Raw genomic sequence first — 16,318 nt, forward strand, 5'->3', positions numbered from 1 at the left:
ACAGTAGAAACGATTATCCCGGTCGGTCGAACAGCATTACTATGCTCAGCGTCGGCGTCAACGGCTACGGCACGATCGGCAAACGCGTCGCGGACGCGGTGGTCGCCCAGCCGGACATGGAGCTCGTGGGAGTGGCAAAGACTCGGCCGAACTACGAGGCCGAACGTGCTGTCGCGAACGGCTACCCGCTCTACGCCGCCATCGAGGAGCGCGCCGAAAAGTTCGACGCGGCCGACATCGATCTCGCGGGACTGGTCGAAGAACTCGTCGAGGAGGCGGACGTGATGGTCGACGCCACCCCGTCGGGCATCGGCGCGGAGAACAAATCGCTCTACGAAGAACACGACACGCCCGCGCTCTACCAGGGTGGCGAGGACGCCGATCTCGTGGACACGAGTTTCAACGCCCGCGCGAACTTCGCCGACGCCGCAGGGGCCGACCGCGTGCGCGTCGTCTCGTGTAACACCACCGGATTATCGCGGCTCGTCGCCCCGCTCGAAGAGGAATACGGCATCGAGAAGGTGCGCGCAACGCTCGTCCGGCGCGGCGGCGACCCCGCCCAGACCGACCGCGGCCCGATCAACGACATCCTGCCGAACCCGCGGACGATCCCCTCCCATCACGGCCCCGACGTCCAGACGATCTTCCCCGATCTCGCCATCGACACCTTGGGGCTCAAGGTACCCGCGACCCTGATGCACACCCACTCGATCAACGTCTCCCTGACCGGGGACGCCACCGCCGACGAGGTTCGTGAGCTGCTTGAATCCCAGACCAGGACGTTCGTCATCCCCGAACACCTCGACATCGACGGGGCGGGCAAACTGAAGGAGTTCGCGCTCGACGCCGGCCGCCCGCGCGGCGATCTCTGGGAGAACTGCATCTGGGGCGAGTCGATCTCCGTCGAGGGCGACGATCTCTATCTGTTCCAGGCGATCCACCAGGAATCCGATGTCGTCCCCGAGAACGTCGACGCCATCCGCGCGGTGGCCGAGACGGCCGACGCCGACGAAAGCATCGAGACGACGAACGACGCCCTCGACATGGGCCTCTGAAGCCCCGCGAACACGAGTCGCGCGATCACCGAATCACAGTTCGGATCGACCATCTCACGGCCGATCGCAATCGTTCCCCTGACGCGAACCCTTTTGTCCCGTCCGCACCAACCGATGGTCATGCAACCGGGCGACCGTGACGACCGCGATCCCTTCGACGACATCTTCGACGAAATCGAACGGATGATGAACGGCATGATGAACGGCAACGTCGATATCCGAACCGAGGGTATGGGCACCGACGCCCACATCGACATCCAGGAGGACGGCGAACTCGTGCGCGTGATCGCCGACATGCCGGGCGTCGCCAAGGAGGCCATCGATCTCACCTGCGACGGTCGCCACGTCACCATCGAGGCCGCGAGCAACCGCCGCGAGTTCGACGAACGCGTCTCATTGCCGGTCCGTGTCGACGAGCAGTCCGCGAACGCCTCCTACAACAACGGCGTCCTCGAAGTCGTCTTCGAGCGCGCCGACACCTCCGCCGACATCGATCTGTAGTACCTTTTTACTTCGTCGGGTTCGCGCGAAGCGCGAACCACTCCTCGCAAAAATCTACGCTAAAAACTCCCCGCTCGTTCGCTGCGCTCACTCGCGGTGAACCGCGCTCACATTCGTTCACGCGGACAGGACCACTCTCCACAACTGCCCTCCGCACAGCACCGCCGAAGCCCTCAACCGCTTCGCGGTCTCGCCCTTCATCCGCCAGGAGAGCAAGCTCTCCTGAGCCTGCGGTCGCAGAGCGACCGCAGACGCCAGGACAACACCGCTACCGCCACCGCACCGCGGCCGCGGGCCGCCACAGCCGGCCGCACCGCGATCACACCTGCGCTTCGATCAGAGCAGCTAATTCGTCGTAGAACCCAGGTTCGTACTTCGTTTCGTCGTCGATCGTCGGGCGCGCGTTGGTCTCGGAAACCACTACGCGATCATCGGTGACGAGCAGATCGACGCCGAGCCACGGGATATCGAGCAGTCGTGCGGTGCGCTCGGCGATCCCCCGAAGGTTTTCGGGGAGGTCGACACCCGTGGCCTCGGCCCCCCGGTGGACGTTGTGTTTCCAGTCACCCGCGGCGCGGGCTGCGTCAGGAAGTCGGCGTTCGACCGCGCCCGCGTAGCGACCGTCGATGCACATCGCGCGGTAGTCAGTCGCGTCCTCGATATATTCCTGGACCAGAAACGAACGGTCGCCGGTCGCCGGGTTGCGGTGGATGAGTCCGAGATAGTCCGCCACGCCGAGAAACGAATCGCGATCGGTGATCTTCACCACGCCTGTCCCCCGCGTCGTCGAGTTCGGTTTCACGACGAGCGGCGGATCGAACCGGGAGAACACCGCCACGAGCTCGGCCTCGTCGACGGGGTTCGAGATCAGCGTCGTCCGCGGAACAGGGAGTCCCGCGCGCGCGAGGCGGGCGATGACCCCGGCCTTGTTCCGCGAGGTCAAGATCGCGTCGCGGTCGTTGACCCACGGCACGTCGAGCAGTGCGTCGGCGACGCCACCCTCCATGAGACGCGACGGATGGACAAAGCCGACGTCGAAGCCCGCCCACTCGTCTCCGGGGTCAGTGAGCGAGACGGTTCGCTCCTCGGTTGCGACGTGGCGAACCTCTATGCCGCGCTCGGCGAGCGGGTCGGCCATCCGTCCGAAGGTCTCCTTTCTGGTGGCGACGGCGAGAGTGAGCATGGGACGTCGAAAACAGCCGCAGAGAGGCTTTATCTGACGAGCAGCTCGGCACCGCGCTCGACGGTGATGTCGCAGGGCGAGCCGAGCTTGTTGTACGCACGCCGGAACGCCTCTTTGGCCACGTCGGCCTGATCGACGTCACACCAGATGGTGAAGATGCGCTCGTTGGCACCGACGCGGGCAGCGGTGCCCACGGGTTTGCCGAACGCCTGACGCATCCCGTCCGAAACGCGGTCCGCGCCCGCACCGGTCGCCTGTTTGTTCTCCCGAAGCACGTGGTGGGGGAACTTCCGGAGGATCATCTTGTAGTTTCCCTCGCCGAGGTTCTTCAGGAGATAGCGGTTCGCCGAGAGCCGCGAGGATTCGAGCGCGCCGTGGCGGAGCTGGATCTCCTCCTCAACCGAGAGGCTGATCTGGACCGGGAACTCCTCGGGGTCGGCGCGAACGTCACCCATCTTGTGCTGGGCGATCTTCGAACCGGGAATGCCGGTGATGTACTCCTTGCGGGTGTATGCGGGTTTGGAGATCTCCCGATACATCGAGGCGGGTTTGTCGGCCATGGGAATCGGAGGCCGAGGGCGCGAATAAACCCTTCGAAGCCACCGTAACGGGCGGGAAACACCCGCGACGGGGCTTTATTCGTCGAGACCCTACCCGCTACGTGAACCAACTCGTCGACGGGGAGTGGCGGACCGACGTCTACGAAACGACGAACGACGACGGCGAATTCGACAGAGAGGAGACCAGTTTCAGGAACTGGGTGAAAGCCGATCCCGACGCGGAGTTCCCGGCCGAGGCGGGGCGCTACCACCTCTACGTCTCCTATGCCTGCCCGTGGGCACATCGGACGCTCGTGACGCGGGCGCTACGCGGTCTCGACGATGTCATCTCTGTCGACATCGTCGATCCCTACCGCGCCGAGGACGGCTGGCAGTTCACGCCCACGCGCGAGGGCGCGACGACCGACTCGCAGAACGATTTCGACTATCTCCGTGAGACCTACGTCGCGGCCGATCCCGACTTCACGGGACGGGTAACGGTGCCCGTGCTCTGGGACACGGAGAAAGAGACCATCGTCAACAACGAATCCGAAGAGATCATGCGGATGCTCAACCCGGCCTTCGCGGAGTTCGGCAACGACGTGACGCTCTATCCCGAGGGGCGTCGAGAGGAGATCGACGAGACCATCGACGCCATCTACGACCCGATCAACAACGGCGTCTATCGCGCGGGCTTCGCCGACACCCAGGAGGCCTACGAGAACGCCGTCGGCGATCTCTTCGACGCACTCGACCACTGGGAGGGAGTACTCGCCGATCAGCGCTATCTCTGTGGTGACGTTCTCACCGAAGCCGACGTTGCCATGTTCACGACGCTCATCAGGTTCGACGACGTCTACCACACCCATTTCAAGTGCAACGTCCGGAAGATCGCCGAATATCCGAATCTCTGGAACTACCTGAAGGAGCTCTACCAACTCCCTGGCGTGGCCGACACGGTGTGGATGGACCACATCAGGGAACACTACTACGAGACCCACACCGACGTCAACCCGAAAGGCATTGTCGCCGTCGGGCCCGATCACGATTTCGACGCCGAGCACGACCGTGATCGGCTGGCCGGCGGGCCGCCAACCGATCTGTTTGCTGCTATTTAGATAAATCTGAAGACTGGTGTAAATAACAACTATCCTATATCTGGAGGCTGAGCCGTTACTGGTAGACGGCCCGGTTGCGTCCTGTTATTCTTCGAGTACGACCCGCTCAATGGCGATATCGTCGAACGCTTGGTCGCTCGACAGAATCGCGTCGCCCGCAAGCGCCGCGTGAAACGCATCGAACGTGTTCAGGCCGTCGTCGATGTACTCCGAGGCCTGAAAGACGATGTCCGTGTCAACGGTCGTCTCGGCCAGCTCGAAGATCGCAAGGGTGGCCTGTTCGCGGTCGAAACCGTATCGCTCCTCGATAAGGAACAGTTCCACGAAGGTCACGAGAGAGACTTCGGGGTCACCGTCGTGCATTTCGAGGTACTGTTCGGCGCGCTCGGCCAGCCAGTCGTCGTCCTTCAGCAGGGCGAGCCAGAAATCGACGTCAGCGTACATTCTCACCCGCCTGCTCCTGTGCCTCGTCGAGGCCTTCTGCACGCAGTTCGTCCATCGCCGCCTGTTTGAACGCCTCGCTTGCCGCCCCGCGGAGCGCGGCCACGGGATCGTCCGGCCGCGGCAGGAGTTTGATCCCGTCACGGAGTTCGACAAGTCGATAGCGTTCGCCGAACCGTTCGCGGAGCTCCTTCGGGATGGTGATGCGCCCGCGTTCGTCGGTCGCCACCTCACTCGTTCCCATACAGATACAAGAAGTGGGAAACCTATGAATATATCCCCGCTCAACCGCGCTGGCCGGTTCACTTGAGCAGCGGCCGAATCAAAAATTCTCGAATGTGAACTGGAGCAAGACGGTCCTGCTCGTTCGCGTCGCTCACGGTCTCGAAGTATGCCGCCTCCCGGATTTGAACCACGGTCGTTCCGGTCACATCACTCTCTGATTCAAATCACGGTCGGCGTCGTTTCTTCGGCCACTCACTCCGTTCGTCGCCGCAGAATATGCCGCCTCCCGGATTTGAACCGGGGACAGCTCGATCTTCAGTCGAGTGCTCTCCCAGTCTGAGCTAAGGCGGCTCACTCCGATCGATGTCGACCGAACGAAAAAGGATTTCGAAAGGCGGCTCAGTGGACGAACAGATCCGCCACGTCGAACTCGGTCCCACAGTCGGTGCAGACGTAGCCGAGTCCGTCCTGGGTCTGCACGTGACCGCCGCATTCGGGACACGTCGAGCCGGATATCATCACCATTATTTCGCCACGGCGGGCAAAGCCACTTTCGCTCGGCGAACGTCGCCCGACCGGTTTTTGCGCTCCAGCGACAACTCACACCATGACGACTGGACAGACGATGGCGGTGCTCTTCGGGCTCGTAATGGTGATGTTCACGGCGGGGTTCGTGATCGTCATCCTCCTCGGTTGATCGACGAAACCACACAGATCCGATGGGCTCGGGCGGAGTCGAACCACGCGAACGTCGCTCGCTCCGCTCGCTCGTTCTCTCCTTCGAACCGCCCTCGCGTGATACGGACGCGGCTCGCGTCCGCTCGCCGCGGTCCGGTATGGGCTCGGGCGGAGTCGAACCACCGATCTCGGCCTTGTAAAGGCCGCGTCATAACCAACTAGACCACGAGCCCTCATCGGGGGAACTGCCGCACGTCGAATAACCCTTTCTCTCCGTCGGAACGTTTAGGCCTCCGCTCGTCAATCTCCATCCGTGAACCGCGGACGCGTTCTCAACGTCCTGTTCGCGCTGGCCGTCGTCGCGCTGGCCCTGACGACGGCCGTCGCCACCGGCGTCGTGCCGCCGCCAGCGACGCTGTTCGACGCCGGCGAATACGATCACGCGGAGATCACGATCACGAACAACTGCTCGCAGGAGTTGGGGACGGTCGACGTGCGCATCGCCGACTCGCGCCAGCAGAAGATCGTCGGCCTCTCCGAAACGCCGACCCTCCGGAACGGTTCGGGCATGCTCTTCCCATACGATGACTCGGGCGACCACACCTACGTGATGCGCGGGATGGACTACCCGCTCGACATCGTGTTCGTCGGGGGCGACGGGCGGATCAACGCCATCGAGAGCGCGCCCGCACCCGGACCGAACCAGGACGGTAACGACATCCAGCGCACCGGCACGGGGAAATACGTCCTCGAAGTGCCTCGTGGCTGGATGGAAAGTCATGGGATCGACATCGGCCATCGCGTGACGATCGATCGTTCGTGAGCCAACGGCGATGCCCGAGTTCGAGGGTATGGAACTGTTTCACAGGCCCGAGAAGCCTTTTAGGTGCGCATCCGCTTTATTGGTTCAATGAGTTTTTCTTCCGACGACGAGGATCCCTTCGAGGATCAACGGGAGGGGACCGACAACGCCATGCGACGGCTGTTTGCCGAGTACGGTCGCAAGAACGCGTTCTCCTTTCTCGTCGGTACGCTGACAAGTGTGGTCGCGCGGATGCTCGATCTGCTGCCGCCGCTGCTGCTCGGTATCGCAATCGACGCCGTGCTCAATCAGAACCAGCCGTTCGGGCTGGGGCCGGTTCCACAGGCGTGGTTGCCGACCACCCGCACCCAGCAGTTCTGGCTCATCGCCGGCATCATCGCCTTCGCCTTCTTCGGCGGCGCGATCTTCCACTACGGACGTAACTGGGGCTGGAACTCCTTCTCGCAGAACATCCAGCATCAGATTCGGACGGACACCTACGACAAGATGCAGCGGCTGAACATGGATTTCTTCGCCGACAAACAGACCGGCGAGATGATGTCCGTGCTCTCGAACGACGTGAATCGGCTCGAACAGTTCCTCAACGGCGGGATGAACTCGGTGTTCCGCCTCGCGGCGATGGTGCTCGGGATCGCGACCGTAATGTTCCTCACGAACTGGCAGCTCGCACTCATCGCGCTCTCGCCGATCCCGCTGATCGCGGCGTTCACCTACTACTTCGTGAAGAAGATCCAGCCGAAGTACGCCGCCGTCCGCTCGTCGGTCGGCGAGATGAACTCCCGCCTCGAAAACAACCTCGGCGGGATCCAGGTGATCAAATCAACCAACACCGAGGGCTACGAGTCCGACCGCGTCGACGACGTCTCGCAGTCGTACTACGATGCCCAGTGGGGCGCAATCAAGGTGCGCATCAAGTTCTTCCCCACACTGCGCGTCATCTCGGGGATCGGCTTCGTCGCGACGTTCATCGTCGGCGGCATCTGGGTGTTCCAGGGCCCACCGGGACCGTTCACGAACAGCCTCTCGGTCGGACTGTTCACCACGTTCATCCTCTACACCCAGCGGTTCATCTGGCCGATGGCGCAGTTCGGTCAGATCATCAATATGTATCAGCGCGCCCGCGCCTCCGCCGAGCGCATCTTCGGGCTGATGGACGAGCCGAGCCGGCTCGCACAGGACCCCGACGCGGATGAACTCGCCGTTTCGGAGGGGCGCGTCGAATACGACGACGTGAACTTCGGGTACGACGACGAGCGCACGGTCAAGGACGTCTCCTTCGACGTGGACGGTGGCGAGACGGTCGCGCTCGTCGGCCCCACGGGAGCGGGGAAATCGACCGTGCTGAAACTCCTCCTCCGGATGTACGACGTCGACGACGGCGCGATCCGGATCGACGGCCAGGACATCGGTGACGTGACGCTGTCGAGCCTGCGCCGGTCGATCGGCTACGTGAGCCAGGATTCCTATCTGTTCTACGGCACGGTGAAGGAGAACATCGCCTACGGGAGTTTCGACGCGAGCGACGAGGAGATCGTCGAAGCCGCGAAGGCGGCCGAGGCCCACGAGTTCATCGAAAACCTCCCGGAGGGCTACGAGACGATGGCCGGCGAGCGCGGCGTCAAACTCTCGGGCGGCCAGCGCCAGCGCATCACCATCGCACGGGCGATCCTCAAGGACCCCGCGATCCTCGTGCTCGACGAGGCGACCTCCGACGTCGACACCGAGACGGAGATGCTCATCCAGCGCAGCCTCGATCGGCTGACCGCGGATCGCACCACCTTCTCGATCGCCCACCGACTCTCGACGATCAAGGATGCCGACCAGATCGTCGTTCTGGAGGACGGACAGGTGAAAGAACACGGCACGCACGACGAACTGCTCGAACTGGGCGAGCTGTACGCGAACCTCTGGGCCGTCCAGGCCGGCGAGATCGACGAGCTTCCCGAGGAGTTCGTCGAACGTGCGACCCGCCGACAGGCCCAAACGGAAGCCGGAACCGGCGACTAAAGCGACTGCTCGCCGTCGCCGTCAGTCACCGTCGAGGTACCGCGGTCGGAGTAGTTCTCGCGGCCGATCGCGTCATCGCCGACCAGGTTCAGGATCATCGTTTCGAGCTCGTCGGCATTCTGGTAGGTCTGCTCTTCGTCCTGTAGCGGTGCGAGCAGTTCGTCGAGACGCGTCTCGCCGTCGGACAGCCCGATCTCGGCGTCGCCGTGTTCGTCGAGCAGCGTTTCGTGATCGAGCGGGTAGTCGAATGAGTCCATGCGATCGCCGAACGAACCGAACTCGACGCCATGCTGTCGCGTGTCGTCTGCGTCGGTCATGCACCCGCCCTGCGCGGAGCACGGTCAAATCAGTTCTGCCTGCTTAAGCCGCTGGCTCCGTTCGTCGGGATATGCAGCTCACCGAGGCGACGTGGACCGACGCCGACGGGCTCGATACGGACCTCGCGCTCCTCCCCGTCGGCAGCACCGAACAGCACGGCCCGCACGCCCCGCTCGGTACCGATCGACTGACCGCCCGCGCGGTCGCAAGGAGCGCAGCCGACGTTCGCGAGGAGAACGGTGAAGAGACCGTCGTCGCGCCCGCGATCCCCGTCGGCATCGCCGAAGAACACCGCCAGTTCACGGGCACGCTCTGGGTCTCGCCCGACAGCTTCCGGAAATACGTCCGCGACGTCCTCACGAGCCTCGCGTCACACGGCTGGCGGAAGATCGTGGTCGTCAACGGACATGGGGGCAACGTCGGCGCGCTGCGGGAGGTCTGCGCGGACGTGACGCGCCACGAGGAGGCCTACGCCGTCCCGTTCACGTGGTTCGACGCCATCGGCGCAACGGAGATGGGCCACGGCGGCCCTGTCGAGACGGCCATGCTCAGAGCCACCGATCCGGAGCTCGTCCACGACGAGCGCATCGAGGAGGCGAGCGCGGGCGCGAGCGACGGCTGGGGCGAGTGGGTGTCGGGGACGAACCTCGCCTTCGACTCGGCAGAGTTCACCGACAACGGCGCGGTCGGCGACCCCGGTGAGGGAACCATCGAGCGCGGCGAGGAGCTGCTGGAGGAAGCGACGGCGGCGCTCGTGACGCTGCTCGATGCCGTCGACGAACGGGATCGTTGAGCCTGACTACTCGGCGACTTCCTCGCGGTCGTCGCCCGCCTCGGTGCTCATCTCGCTTTCGTCCTCACTCTCCCCGTCTGCATCCCCACCGTCCGCACGGAGATCGTCGAGCGCACCGCGGAGTTCGGGAACCGTGCTCGCGAGTTCGCTCGCGTGCTCGTGGGCCGCTTCGACGTCGGCCATCGCATCTTCGAGCGCCACGATCCGTCCGTTGAGTTCGTCGGAGTCGTCGAACACCTCGGCGCGCTTGCCCATCATGTACGACTTCTTCGCGTCGCGGAGATGCCCGGTGGCGTCGCCGATGTCGAGCGCCGATCTGAGCGCGTTGAGCACCCCGAGCGTGTTCTCGGCTTCGGCCTCCCAGATGGCGTCGCCGTCGGGTAGCGCCGCCTCGGCCGCGTCGAGATGCCCCTCGACGTCCGCCCGGATGTCGTCGGCTGCCTCGTCGAAGAGGTCGTCCTCGTCGAACGTCGCCTGGCTCATGCCATGGGATTCGGTCCCATGTGATTTAAAAGCGTGCCCGAAAGCGAAAGTGAAAATCGGTTCGACAGTGAGGTTCGCCGTTGCTCAGCGATCTTCGACCGATGCGATCTCCATCAGCGGGTAGCCATCGTCCATCGCCATCCGTGCGGTGACGGTCCGCCCTTCGCGTGCGACCACGATCTCGACGGTCATGAACCGGCCGGTGAGCTCGGTGTATTCTCCATCGGCGGCTGCCGCGAGCGCTTCCTCGTCCATTTCGATCGCGACTGACTCGCAGTGGGGTTGGTTCTTGATTGCGTCCTCCATCGCGCGGGCGAGACTGTCGGCGCTCTCTGGGTTCACGGGGGTGCCCGCGAACTGGTGGTACAGCGTCCCGAACTTGATGCCGACCTCGAAACACGCGATCTCGGCCTTGGTCGGGTCCGTATCGTCGCTCTCTGCGCTGCTCATTGTCGGTCGGTTCGTGATGCCCGAACTAATGTGCTATCAATCGAATACACGAGAGCTGATCGACGACGTGTATCAGCGGCGTATCGGCGATGGCGATCACGTCCTCAACAGCGATCTCAGCCGCCGCGTAAACTAACAAAAAGGAGAGACCGCAACCGCCCCGCACAGCCCACACACCTCCCCAGCCGATTCGCTCGCTGCGTTCGCTTCGCTCACTTTGCTCGCTCATCCACCGTCAGAACGAAGTTCTGACGAGCCTGCACTCACTTCGCTCGTGCAGACCTCGCACGTTCTCCGGCCTCCGGCCGGATTCATCGCGCGCCACCGCGTTCGGTATTTGGTGAGATTCGGGAAGTGACGGGGCTGCGAGCGGACAACGGGCCTGTTGCGCTCTCTCACGGAATCCATTTAGGTCGGAAGCATCGATTTCGGGTATGGACTACGAAGCAAGCCTCGATCGCGCGATGGACTCGGTGCCGGATCTCGACACCGGCGATTCGCGCCTCGACGTCCCCGATGCGGAGGCCCAGAAGGACGGTGCGTTCACCCGGCTGACGAATCTCGGCAACGTCGCCGATGCGCTCTCGCGCGATCCCGAACATCTCCATCGGGTGATCCAGCGCGATCTCGGGACCAACGGCCAGTTCAGCGGCGATCGCGCGCGCTACAACGGCACCTTTTCGGGCGAGGACTTCGACGCGGCCATCGACAGCTACAGCCAGGAGTTCGTCATCTGCTCGGAGTGTGGGCTTCCCGACACGCGACTGGAGATGGAGGGTCGAACCCAGATGCTGCGCTGTGAGGCCTGTGGCGCGTTCCGCCCCGTCGAGAAGAACACCGGCTCCCAGGAGACCGAACAGCGCCCCGACGTCGAGGAGGGTCGCACCTACGAGGTGAAGATCACGGGCACGGGCCGCAAGGGCGACGGCGTGGCCGAACAGGGCAAATACACCATCTTCGTCCCCGGTGCGCAGGAGGGTGACGTGGTCGATATCTACATCGAGAACATCAGCGGAACGCTCGCGTTCGCGCGACTGGCCTGAGCGGAAAAAACCGCACGGTACTTACCGGTGCCTGCCCGATCCACACCCGAATGTCGGGGAGGCCACGGGAGCCGACGGTGTTACTCACCGGCGCGTCCGGGCGCGTCGGTCGCGCGATCCTCGGCCGGCTCGGCGACACCTACGACTGGCGACTCGTCGACCGCGAGCCACCGACCGGCGAGACCGAACACATCTATCTCGTCGCCGACGTCACCGATTCGGAAGCGATGGTCGAAGCGATGGCCGACGTCGATGTCGTGGTCCATCTCGCGGGCGATCCGCGCCCGGAAGCGCCCTGGGACAGCGTGCTCGCGAACAACATCGACGGCACCCAGACCGTGCTCGACGCGGCCGCGACCGCCGGCGTCGAGAAATTCGTCTTCGCCTCCTCGAACCACGCCGTCGGTGGCTACGAGACCGACGAGCGGACGCCGGGGATGTATCGTTCTGACGATGACTTCGACCTCGACGGCACTGAACTTCCGCGCCCGAGCAATTTCTACGGCGTGAGCAAGGCCACCGGCGAGACGCTCTCTCGGTACTACCACGACGAACACGACATGAGCGTCATCTGTCTGCGCATCGGCAATCTGACGGAGAACCATCCGCCCGAGGACTACGAACGCGGGCAGGCGATGTGGCTCTCCCATCGGGACTGCGCACAGCTCTTCGAGCGCGCCATCGAGGCCGACTACGACTACGAGATCGTCTACGGCATCTCCGACAACGATCGAAAATACTACTCGCTGGAGGGTGCTCGCGAGGTGCTCGGCTACGAACCGGAGGACAACTCCGCGGAATACTGAGTTACGCCTCGAACAGCCCGTCGACGTCGTGCTCGCGGGCGCGACGGCGCTCGGTATGTTCGGCGAGGCGCTGGTGGACGATCCCCCTGTTCTCCCCGCGCGCGAAGTCGAGCACGAGCGTGACGAACGGACTGGTGGGTCGGCCGTCGTCGAGATCAGCGCGAGCGTAGCCGACGGCGCGCTCGATCATCGTCTCGTCGTAGTCGCTGTTTTCGGCGAACACCGCCGCAGTGATCGTGCTCGCGTCGAAATCGAGGTCGGTGAGCGTGAGTTCTCGATCCTCGTGGGTGAGCGCCAGCGGCGGCGCGCGCTCGATGCGCTCGGGGTCCGCACGGAGAGCAACGAGGAACCCCCGCACCGCGGCGACATCCACCCCGCGATAGGGCGAAGGGAGCGAGGCGAGATAGTCGCTGGCGCTGTCGGCGAGCCCGGTCGCCCCGGTCCAGTTGCGTTCGCGAGCGTGATGGATCGCGGCAGTGAACTGGATCAGTCCGTGGAGAAACCGTTCGTCGTCGCCATCCGATTCGAGCCAGCGCTCCTCCCAGGCGTCGTGGGCGGCGTGGTGGTTGCCGGCGTTGTGGATGGCGATGCCGGCGCGGAGATGCGATCGCATGGCTGCTCGGTTTTCGACCGACGGGTTCAGACGACGTCCTCGCGGTCGGCGAGGTGGTCTTCGAGCAGCGAGACGTTGCGCTTGTTCGCCTTCCAGGCGGCGTCGACGAGCGTGCCGAGCACCGGCACCGACCCGCCGAGGGTGTCGAGGGCCACGTTGGCGACCATCCTGAGCAGTGTCTTCGGCGGGACGCCAAGCCGAGTGGCTTCGGCGATGATGTAGAGCGACAACGCCGCGCCGGCGGCATCGCCCGAAACGGGGGCGATGCTGAGTAGCGGGTCGAGACCGACGCGGTAGCCGATGCCGGGGATGGCGACCGCCTCGTCGAGCAGTCGTGCCATCGTTCTGGTACGCGCGAGAGCCGCTTGCTCGCGGCCCGTGAGCGCGTTCTCGTCGAGTTCGTCCGTCATGCATCTCGATGGGATCCCCGCACGGATAGGTGCGTTGCCAGCAATCGCCGACGACGTGGTTCTCCTTTGTCTCCCTTCCCCCACCCCACCCCAGAGTCGGCACGGGAACAGCTATCACGCCGGCGGGTCGGGGGGATGCATGGGTCGCGACTATTTCGAAGACGTCGAGGTCGGCGAAATGCGCACGTTCGGCGAGCGCGACGTCACCCGTGCGGAGATACTCGAATTCGCCGAACGCTACGATCCACAGCCGTTCCACACCGACGAGTCGGCCGCGAGTGACTCCCTGTTCGGTGGGTTGATCGCCAGCGGCTGGCACACCGCCGCGATGACGATGGAGTTGCTCGTCACGAACGTCTTCGCCGACTCGGCGGCGACGGGTGCGCTCGGCGTCGACGAACTGCGCTGGCCGAACCCCGTTCGGCCCGGGCACGTGCTCTCGGTACGAACGGAGGTCATCGACACCGAACCGTGGGACGAGGAGTTGGGGCTCGTGAAGAGTCGAACCACGACGCTAGCCGGCGAGACCGAGGTCATGTCGATGGTCGGGCTCGTGCTCTACGAGCGCCGCGAGCGCTAGGAGCCGAGGACGAACAGTCCGACGCCGGCGAGGACGAACCCGGCCGGCACCGCGAGCACGGTCTGGGGGATCGAGCAGATGCTCGCGCCGCCGTCGCGGCTGTAGACGAGCGCCCCGTCGGCGAGTTCGACGAACTGAACCGGCCCCAGTCCGCCGATCGTGTCGCCGGTCTGCACACAGGTCGCGGTCGGTTCGAGCACGGCGATGGCGGCGATAGCGGCGACGCCGAGCGCGACGACGGCGATCCCGACGCCCGTTTTGCCCTCCATGCGGCGATATCGTGCATCATGACAGTAATAATCATGGGTCCGATGGATTGCAGTTGCCGGATGAACACTGATAAGCGCTGCCGTCGAAACGGGGGCGAATGAGTGACCACGATCACGAGTACACCCTCGCCGTCCGGCCGAACGCCACGGTTCAGCTCGCCTACAGTACCGACGACGGCAAACTCGCGGACGCCTTCCTCGCCGTCGAGTACGGTCGTGAGGNCCCTCGCCGTCCGGCCGAACGCCACGGTTCAGCTCGCCTACAGTACCGACGACGGCAAACTCGCGGACGCCTTCCTCGCCGTCGAGTACGGTCGTGAGGGGATCGATGGCGACGACGCGACCGCGGAGGGGATCGCGTGGCGTGGCTACGAGATCGCGCTCGCCCGCGACGGCGAAGCCGTTCTCGGCGAGAACGTCGAGGCGGCGCTCGATCGCGGGGTCGATCGCGTTCTCGACGGCGAGCGGGCGCTGACCGACGACGATCGTTTCCAGCGTGCCGTGAGCGTTGCGAGCGCGTACGGCCAGCGGGCGAAAGCCGGTCTGGCGGGACTCCGCGGACGCGAGGAGACGGCGCTGGACGCCGAGTTGCCGGAGACCGTCGAACTGTCGGGGCCGGGCGGGACGACGATCGACGTTTCGCTGTCGGAGACCGCTGCCGCGTTCGATCTCTACGAGGACGATGGCGGGAACTGGCGCTGGCGACTGGTCCACGACGACGAGACGCTCGCGGTCAGTCCGTCGGGCTACGATTCGCGCGACGATGCCGAGGCGACGATCACGACGATCAAGGAGAACGTGCTCGGCGCGGAGATCGAGGAGTAGCGCGTCCCTTTCGCCGTCCCTTCATTCGTTTCACCGATTCCCTGTTCTTTTGATCGGGATCACATAGGTGGCGTCGAGCACGCACGAGGCGAGCAGTCAAGGTTCTCAGGACCGTTCCAAACCGTTCGCCGTTCCTATTGTCGATGTGTGAAATTTGAAAATATTAAGGCGAGCGATGCACTATGCTTGTCGCGTTATGAGTCCGAAACGTCCTGGCGGAGTCCCACGCGAGCGCAGCGAGCGTGGGGCACGCCAGGACGCGAACGAACGAAGTGAGTGAGCGTCCTGGCGGAGATTTGAACTCCGGTCACCGGCTCCGCAGGCCAGTAGGATAGTCCACTACCCAACCAGGACTCACTCTCCAGTAGCGGACATCCGGTTAAACCCGTTACGATTCGCGCGTCGCCGCAAGACCCATGCCGCTGGTGGTCGCCCGACCCACATGGAACGCCGCGAGCTACTCCAAGAACTGCTTCTCGTCGGTGGTGCCGTCGCCGTCGCGGGCTGTATCGGCGGCGATGGCGGGGAGAACGGGTCGTCGCCGACCGGGGCCGGGACGAGCCAGGTGGAGAACGGTGAACCGACCGTGGCGGGTCCCGAACCGACCACCGCGGGGCCCGCACCGACGAGGGGGCCGGCGACGGGTGAGCCCGCGACGAGCGAGCCGACGACGGAGCCGGGCGAGGGGACACCGATCGGAACAGAAACCCCGAGCGCGACGGAGCGGGAGGAGGATACGACCGATTCGCCCTCGGTCGACGTGCCCGGTGGCGGGAATGGCACGTCGACGGGCGGTTCGGCGCGCGTGACGATCGAGGGGGATGGCTCGCGGATCGTCGTGGAGGGAACGATCGTCGGGCGGAACGGCTGTCAGTCGGCGGTGCTCGACTCCGTTCGGAAGAAAGGGTCGGAGCTGGTCGTCACGATCGCCACGGAGAACGAGGCCGGGACGGGTCAGGCCTGTTCGATGGCGCTGACCGAACTCGACTACCGGTTCGTCGTCCGGCGCGACAGCCCGCCCGATTCGGTGACGGTCGTCCACCGCAGCGCTGGCGGTGAGCAAACGGTGATGCTCTGTTGATCGCCGGTTCCGTCCGGCGATTCTACCGCTGAGTTCAGGGGAATTGGACGCCTTCTTGCGGTATGGAACGTTTGCGA

At 64.5% G+C, this 16,318-nt stretch carries 21 protein-coding genes and 3 tRNA genes; 11 read left to right on the top strand and 13 right to left on the bottom strand.

Annotated features, from left to right (window positions below):
- The first annotated feature begins 41 nt into the window (after nt 1-41).
- Together C448_RS02350 and C448_RS02355 are read left to right on the top strand one after the other, a co-directional pair.
- The gene (locus C448_RS02350) at nt 42-1,055 is read left to right on the top strand and encodes a type II glyceraldehyde-3-phosphate dehydrogenase (protein ID WP_004051602.1); all 1,014 of its coding nucleotides are present in this window, start codon (nt 42-44) and stop codon (nt 1,053-1,055) included.
- A gap of 120 nt (nt 1,056-1,175) precedes the next feature.
- Nucleotides 1,176-1,556: an Hsp20/alpha crystallin family protein gene (locus tag C448_RS02355; protein WP_004051603.1), complete on the top strand. Its 381-nt coding sequence runs from the start codon at nt 1,176-1,178 to the stop codon at nt 1,554-1,556.
- A gap of 319 nt (nt 1,557-1,875) precedes the next feature.
- On the opposite strand, the gene C448_RS02360 is transcribed toward C448_RS02355, so the two are convergent.
- Together C448_RS02360 and C448_RS02365 are read right to left on the bottom strand one after the other, a co-directional pair.
- A complete protein-coding gene (locus C448_RS02360) occupies nt 1,876-2,739 on the bottom strand; it encodes an ATP-grasp domain-containing protein (RefSeq protein WP_004051604.1) in 864 nt (287 codons plus the stop codon).
- Nucleotides 2,740-2,768: 29 nt separating this feature from the next.
- Nucleotides 2,769-3,299 (bottom strand): 50S ribosomal protein L16, encoded by a 531-nt coding sequence (locus C448_RS02365; RefSeq protein ID WP_004051608.1) that lies wholly within the window; start codon nt 3,297-3,299, stop codon nt 2,769-2,771.
- A gap of 101 nt (nt 3,300-3,400) precedes the next feature.
- Between C448_RS02365 and C448_RS02370 the strand changes: the two genes are divergently transcribed.
- The gene (locus C448_RS02370; protein ID WP_004051610.1) at nt 3,401-4,396 is read left to right on the top strand and encodes a glutathione S-transferase family protein; all 996 of its coding nucleotides are present in this window, start codon (nt 3,401-3,403) and stop codon (nt 4,394-4,396) included.
- An 84-nt stretch (nt 4,397-4,480) separates the two neighbouring features.
- Here the strand turns inward: C448_RS02370 and C448_RS02375 are convergent, their stop codons facing one another.
- From C448_RS02375 to C448_RS02390, 4 genes are all read right to left on the bottom strand, one after another.
- Nucleotides 4,481-4,882 carry a type II toxin-antitoxin system VapC family toxin gene (locus C448_RS02375; protein WP_239640512.1) on the bottom strand — a complete coding sequence of 134 codons (402 nt, stop codon included), beginning with the start codon at nt 4,880-4,882 and terminating at the stop codon, nt 4,481-4,483.
- A complete protein-coding gene (locus C448_RS02380; protein WP_004051614.1) occupies nt 4,830-5,081 on the bottom strand; it encodes an AbrB/MazE/SpoVT family DNA-binding domain-containing protein in 252 nt (83 codons plus the stop codon). The genes C448_RS02375 and C448_RS02380 overlap by 53 nt, the downstream gene beginning before the upstream one ends.
- Before the next feature lie 258 nt (nt 5,082-5,339).
- Nucleotides 5,340-5,413 (bottom strand) — tRNA-Phe (locus tag C448_RS02385).
- 486 nt (nt 5,414-5,899) lie between these two features.
- Nucleotides 5,900-5,973 (bottom strand) — tRNA-Val (locus tag C448_RS02390).
- An 80-nt stretch (nt 5,974-6,053) separates the two neighbouring features.
- Here C448_RS02390 and C448_RS02395 point away from each other — a divergent pair.
- Together C448_RS02395 and C448_RS02400 are read left to right on the top strand one after the other, a co-directional pair.
- Entirely contained in the window at nt 6,054-6,563 is a 510-nt protein-coding gene (locus tag C448_RS02395; RefSeq protein ID WP_004051619.1) for a DUF192 domain-containing protein, read from the top strand.
- Nucleotides 6,564-6,650: 87 nt separating this feature from the next.
- Nucleotides 6,651-8,570: an ABC transporter ATP-binding protein gene (locus tag C448_RS02400; protein WP_004051621.1), complete on the top strand. Its 1,920-nt coding sequence runs from the start codon at nt 6,651-6,653 to the stop codon at nt 8,568-8,570.
- Here C448_RS02400 and C448_RS02405 read toward each other — a convergent pair.
- Complete coding sequence (locus C448_RS02405) at nt 8,567-8,887, bottom strand: DUF5789 family protein (protein ID WP_004051623.1); 321 nt, start codon at nt 8,885-8,887, stop codon at nt 8,567-8,569. The two genes, C448_RS02400 and C448_RS02405, sit on opposite strands and share 4 nt — an antisense overlap.
- A gap of 71 nt (nt 8,888-8,958) precedes the next feature.
- On the opposite strand from C448_RS02405, the gene C448_RS02410 reads away from it, so the two are divergent.
- The gene (locus C448_RS02410) at nt 8,959-9,681 is read left to right on the top strand and encodes a creatininase family protein (protein ID WP_004051625.1); all 723 of its coding nucleotides are present in this window, start codon (nt 8,959-8,961) and stop codon (nt 9,679-9,681) included.
- Nucleotides 9,682-9,687: 6 nt separating this feature from the next.
- Here C448_RS02410 and C448_RS02415 read toward each other — a convergent pair whose 3' ends face one another.
- Nucleotides 9,688-10,164 (bottom strand): DUF5790 family protein, encoded by a 477-nt coding sequence (locus tag C448_RS02415; RefSeq protein WP_004051627.1) that lies wholly within the window; start codon nt 10,162-10,164, stop codon nt 9,688-9,690.
- 84 nt (nt 10,165-10,248) lie between these two features.
- Nucleotides 10,249-10,614, bottom strand: a complete 366-nt coding sequence (locus C448_RS02420; protein WP_004051628.1) for a dihydroneopterin aldolase family protein — start codon at nt 10,612-10,614, stop codon at nt 10,249-10,251.
- Nucleotides 10,615-11,048: 434 nt separating this feature from the next.
- Between C448_RS02420 and C448_RS02425 the strand changes: the two genes are divergently transcribed.
- A complete protein-coding gene (locus C448_RS02425; RefSeq protein WP_004051629.1) occupies nt 11,049-11,657 on the top strand; it encodes a translation initiation factor IF-2 subunit beta in 609 nt (202 codons plus the stop codon).
- Between the two features lie 50 nt (nt 11,658-11,707).
- Entirely contained in the window at nt 11,708-12,463 is a 756-nt protein-coding gene (azf, locus tag C448_RS02430; RefSeq protein ID WP_004051630.1) for an NAD-dependent glucose-6-phosphate dehydrogenase Azf, read from the top strand.
- Between the two features lies 1 nt (nt 12,464).
- Here azf and C448_RS02435 read toward each other — a convergent pair whose 3' ends face one another.
- Together C448_RS02435 and C448_RS02440 are read right to left on the bottom strand one after the other, a co-directional pair.
- Nucleotides 12,465-13,076, bottom strand: coding sequence for a DUF309 domain-containing protein (locus C448_RS02435; protein WP_004051631.1), 612 nt, complete (start codon nt 13,074-13,076; stop codon nt 12,465-12,467).
- 26 nt (nt 13,077-13,102) lie between these two features.
- A complete protein-coding gene (locus C448_RS02440) occupies nt 13,103-13,486 on the bottom strand; it encodes a DUF4112 domain-containing protein (protein ID WP_004051632.1) in 384 nt (127 codons plus the stop codon).
- A 139-nt stretch (nt 13,487-13,625) separates the two neighbouring features.
- Between C448_RS02440 and C448_RS02445 the strand changes: the two genes are divergently transcribed.
- The gene (locus tag C448_RS02445; RefSeq protein ID WP_004051633.1) at nt 13,626-14,066 is read left to right on the top strand and encodes a MaoC/PaaZ C-terminal domain-containing protein; all 441 of its coding nucleotides are present in this window, start codon (nt 13,626-13,628) and stop codon (nt 14,064-14,066) included.
- Here C448_RS02445 and C448_RS02450 read toward each other — a convergent pair.
- Nucleotides 14,063-14,335, bottom strand: coding sequence for a hypothetical protein (locus tag C448_RS02450; RefSeq protein WP_004051635.1), 273 nt, complete (start codon nt 14,333-14,335; stop codon nt 14,063-14,065). The genes C448_RS02445 and C448_RS02450 overlap by 4 nt on opposite strands.
- A gap of 501 nt (nt 14,336-14,836) precedes the next feature.
- Between C448_RS02450 and C448_RS17155 the strand changes: the two genes are divergently transcribed.
- A complete protein-coding gene (locus C448_RS17155; protein ID WP_455429043.1) occupies nt 14,837-15,160 on the top strand; it encodes a YegP family protein in 324 nt (107 codons plus the stop codon).
- A gap of 281 nt (nt 15,161-15,441) precedes the next feature.
- On the opposite strand, the gene C448_RS02460 is transcribed toward C448_RS17155, so the two are convergent.
- Nucleotides 15,442-15,514, bottom strand: a tRNA-Arg gene (locus C448_RS02460).
- A gap of 88 nt (nt 15,515-15,602) precedes the next feature.
- Between C448_RS02460 and C448_RS02465 the strand changes: the two genes are divergently transcribed.
- Complete coding sequence (locus C448_RS02465) at nt 15,603-16,241, top strand: hypothetical protein (RefSeq protein WP_004051639.1); 639 nt, start codon at nt 15,603-15,605, stop codon at nt 16,239-16,241.
- Nucleotides 16,242-16,318 lie beyond the last annotated feature (77 nt).

Source organism: Halococcus morrhuae DSM 1307 (genome assembly GCF_000336695.1).
Lineage (GTDB): Archaea > Halobacteriota > Halobacteria > Halobacteriales > Halococcaceae > Halococcus > Halococcus morrhuae.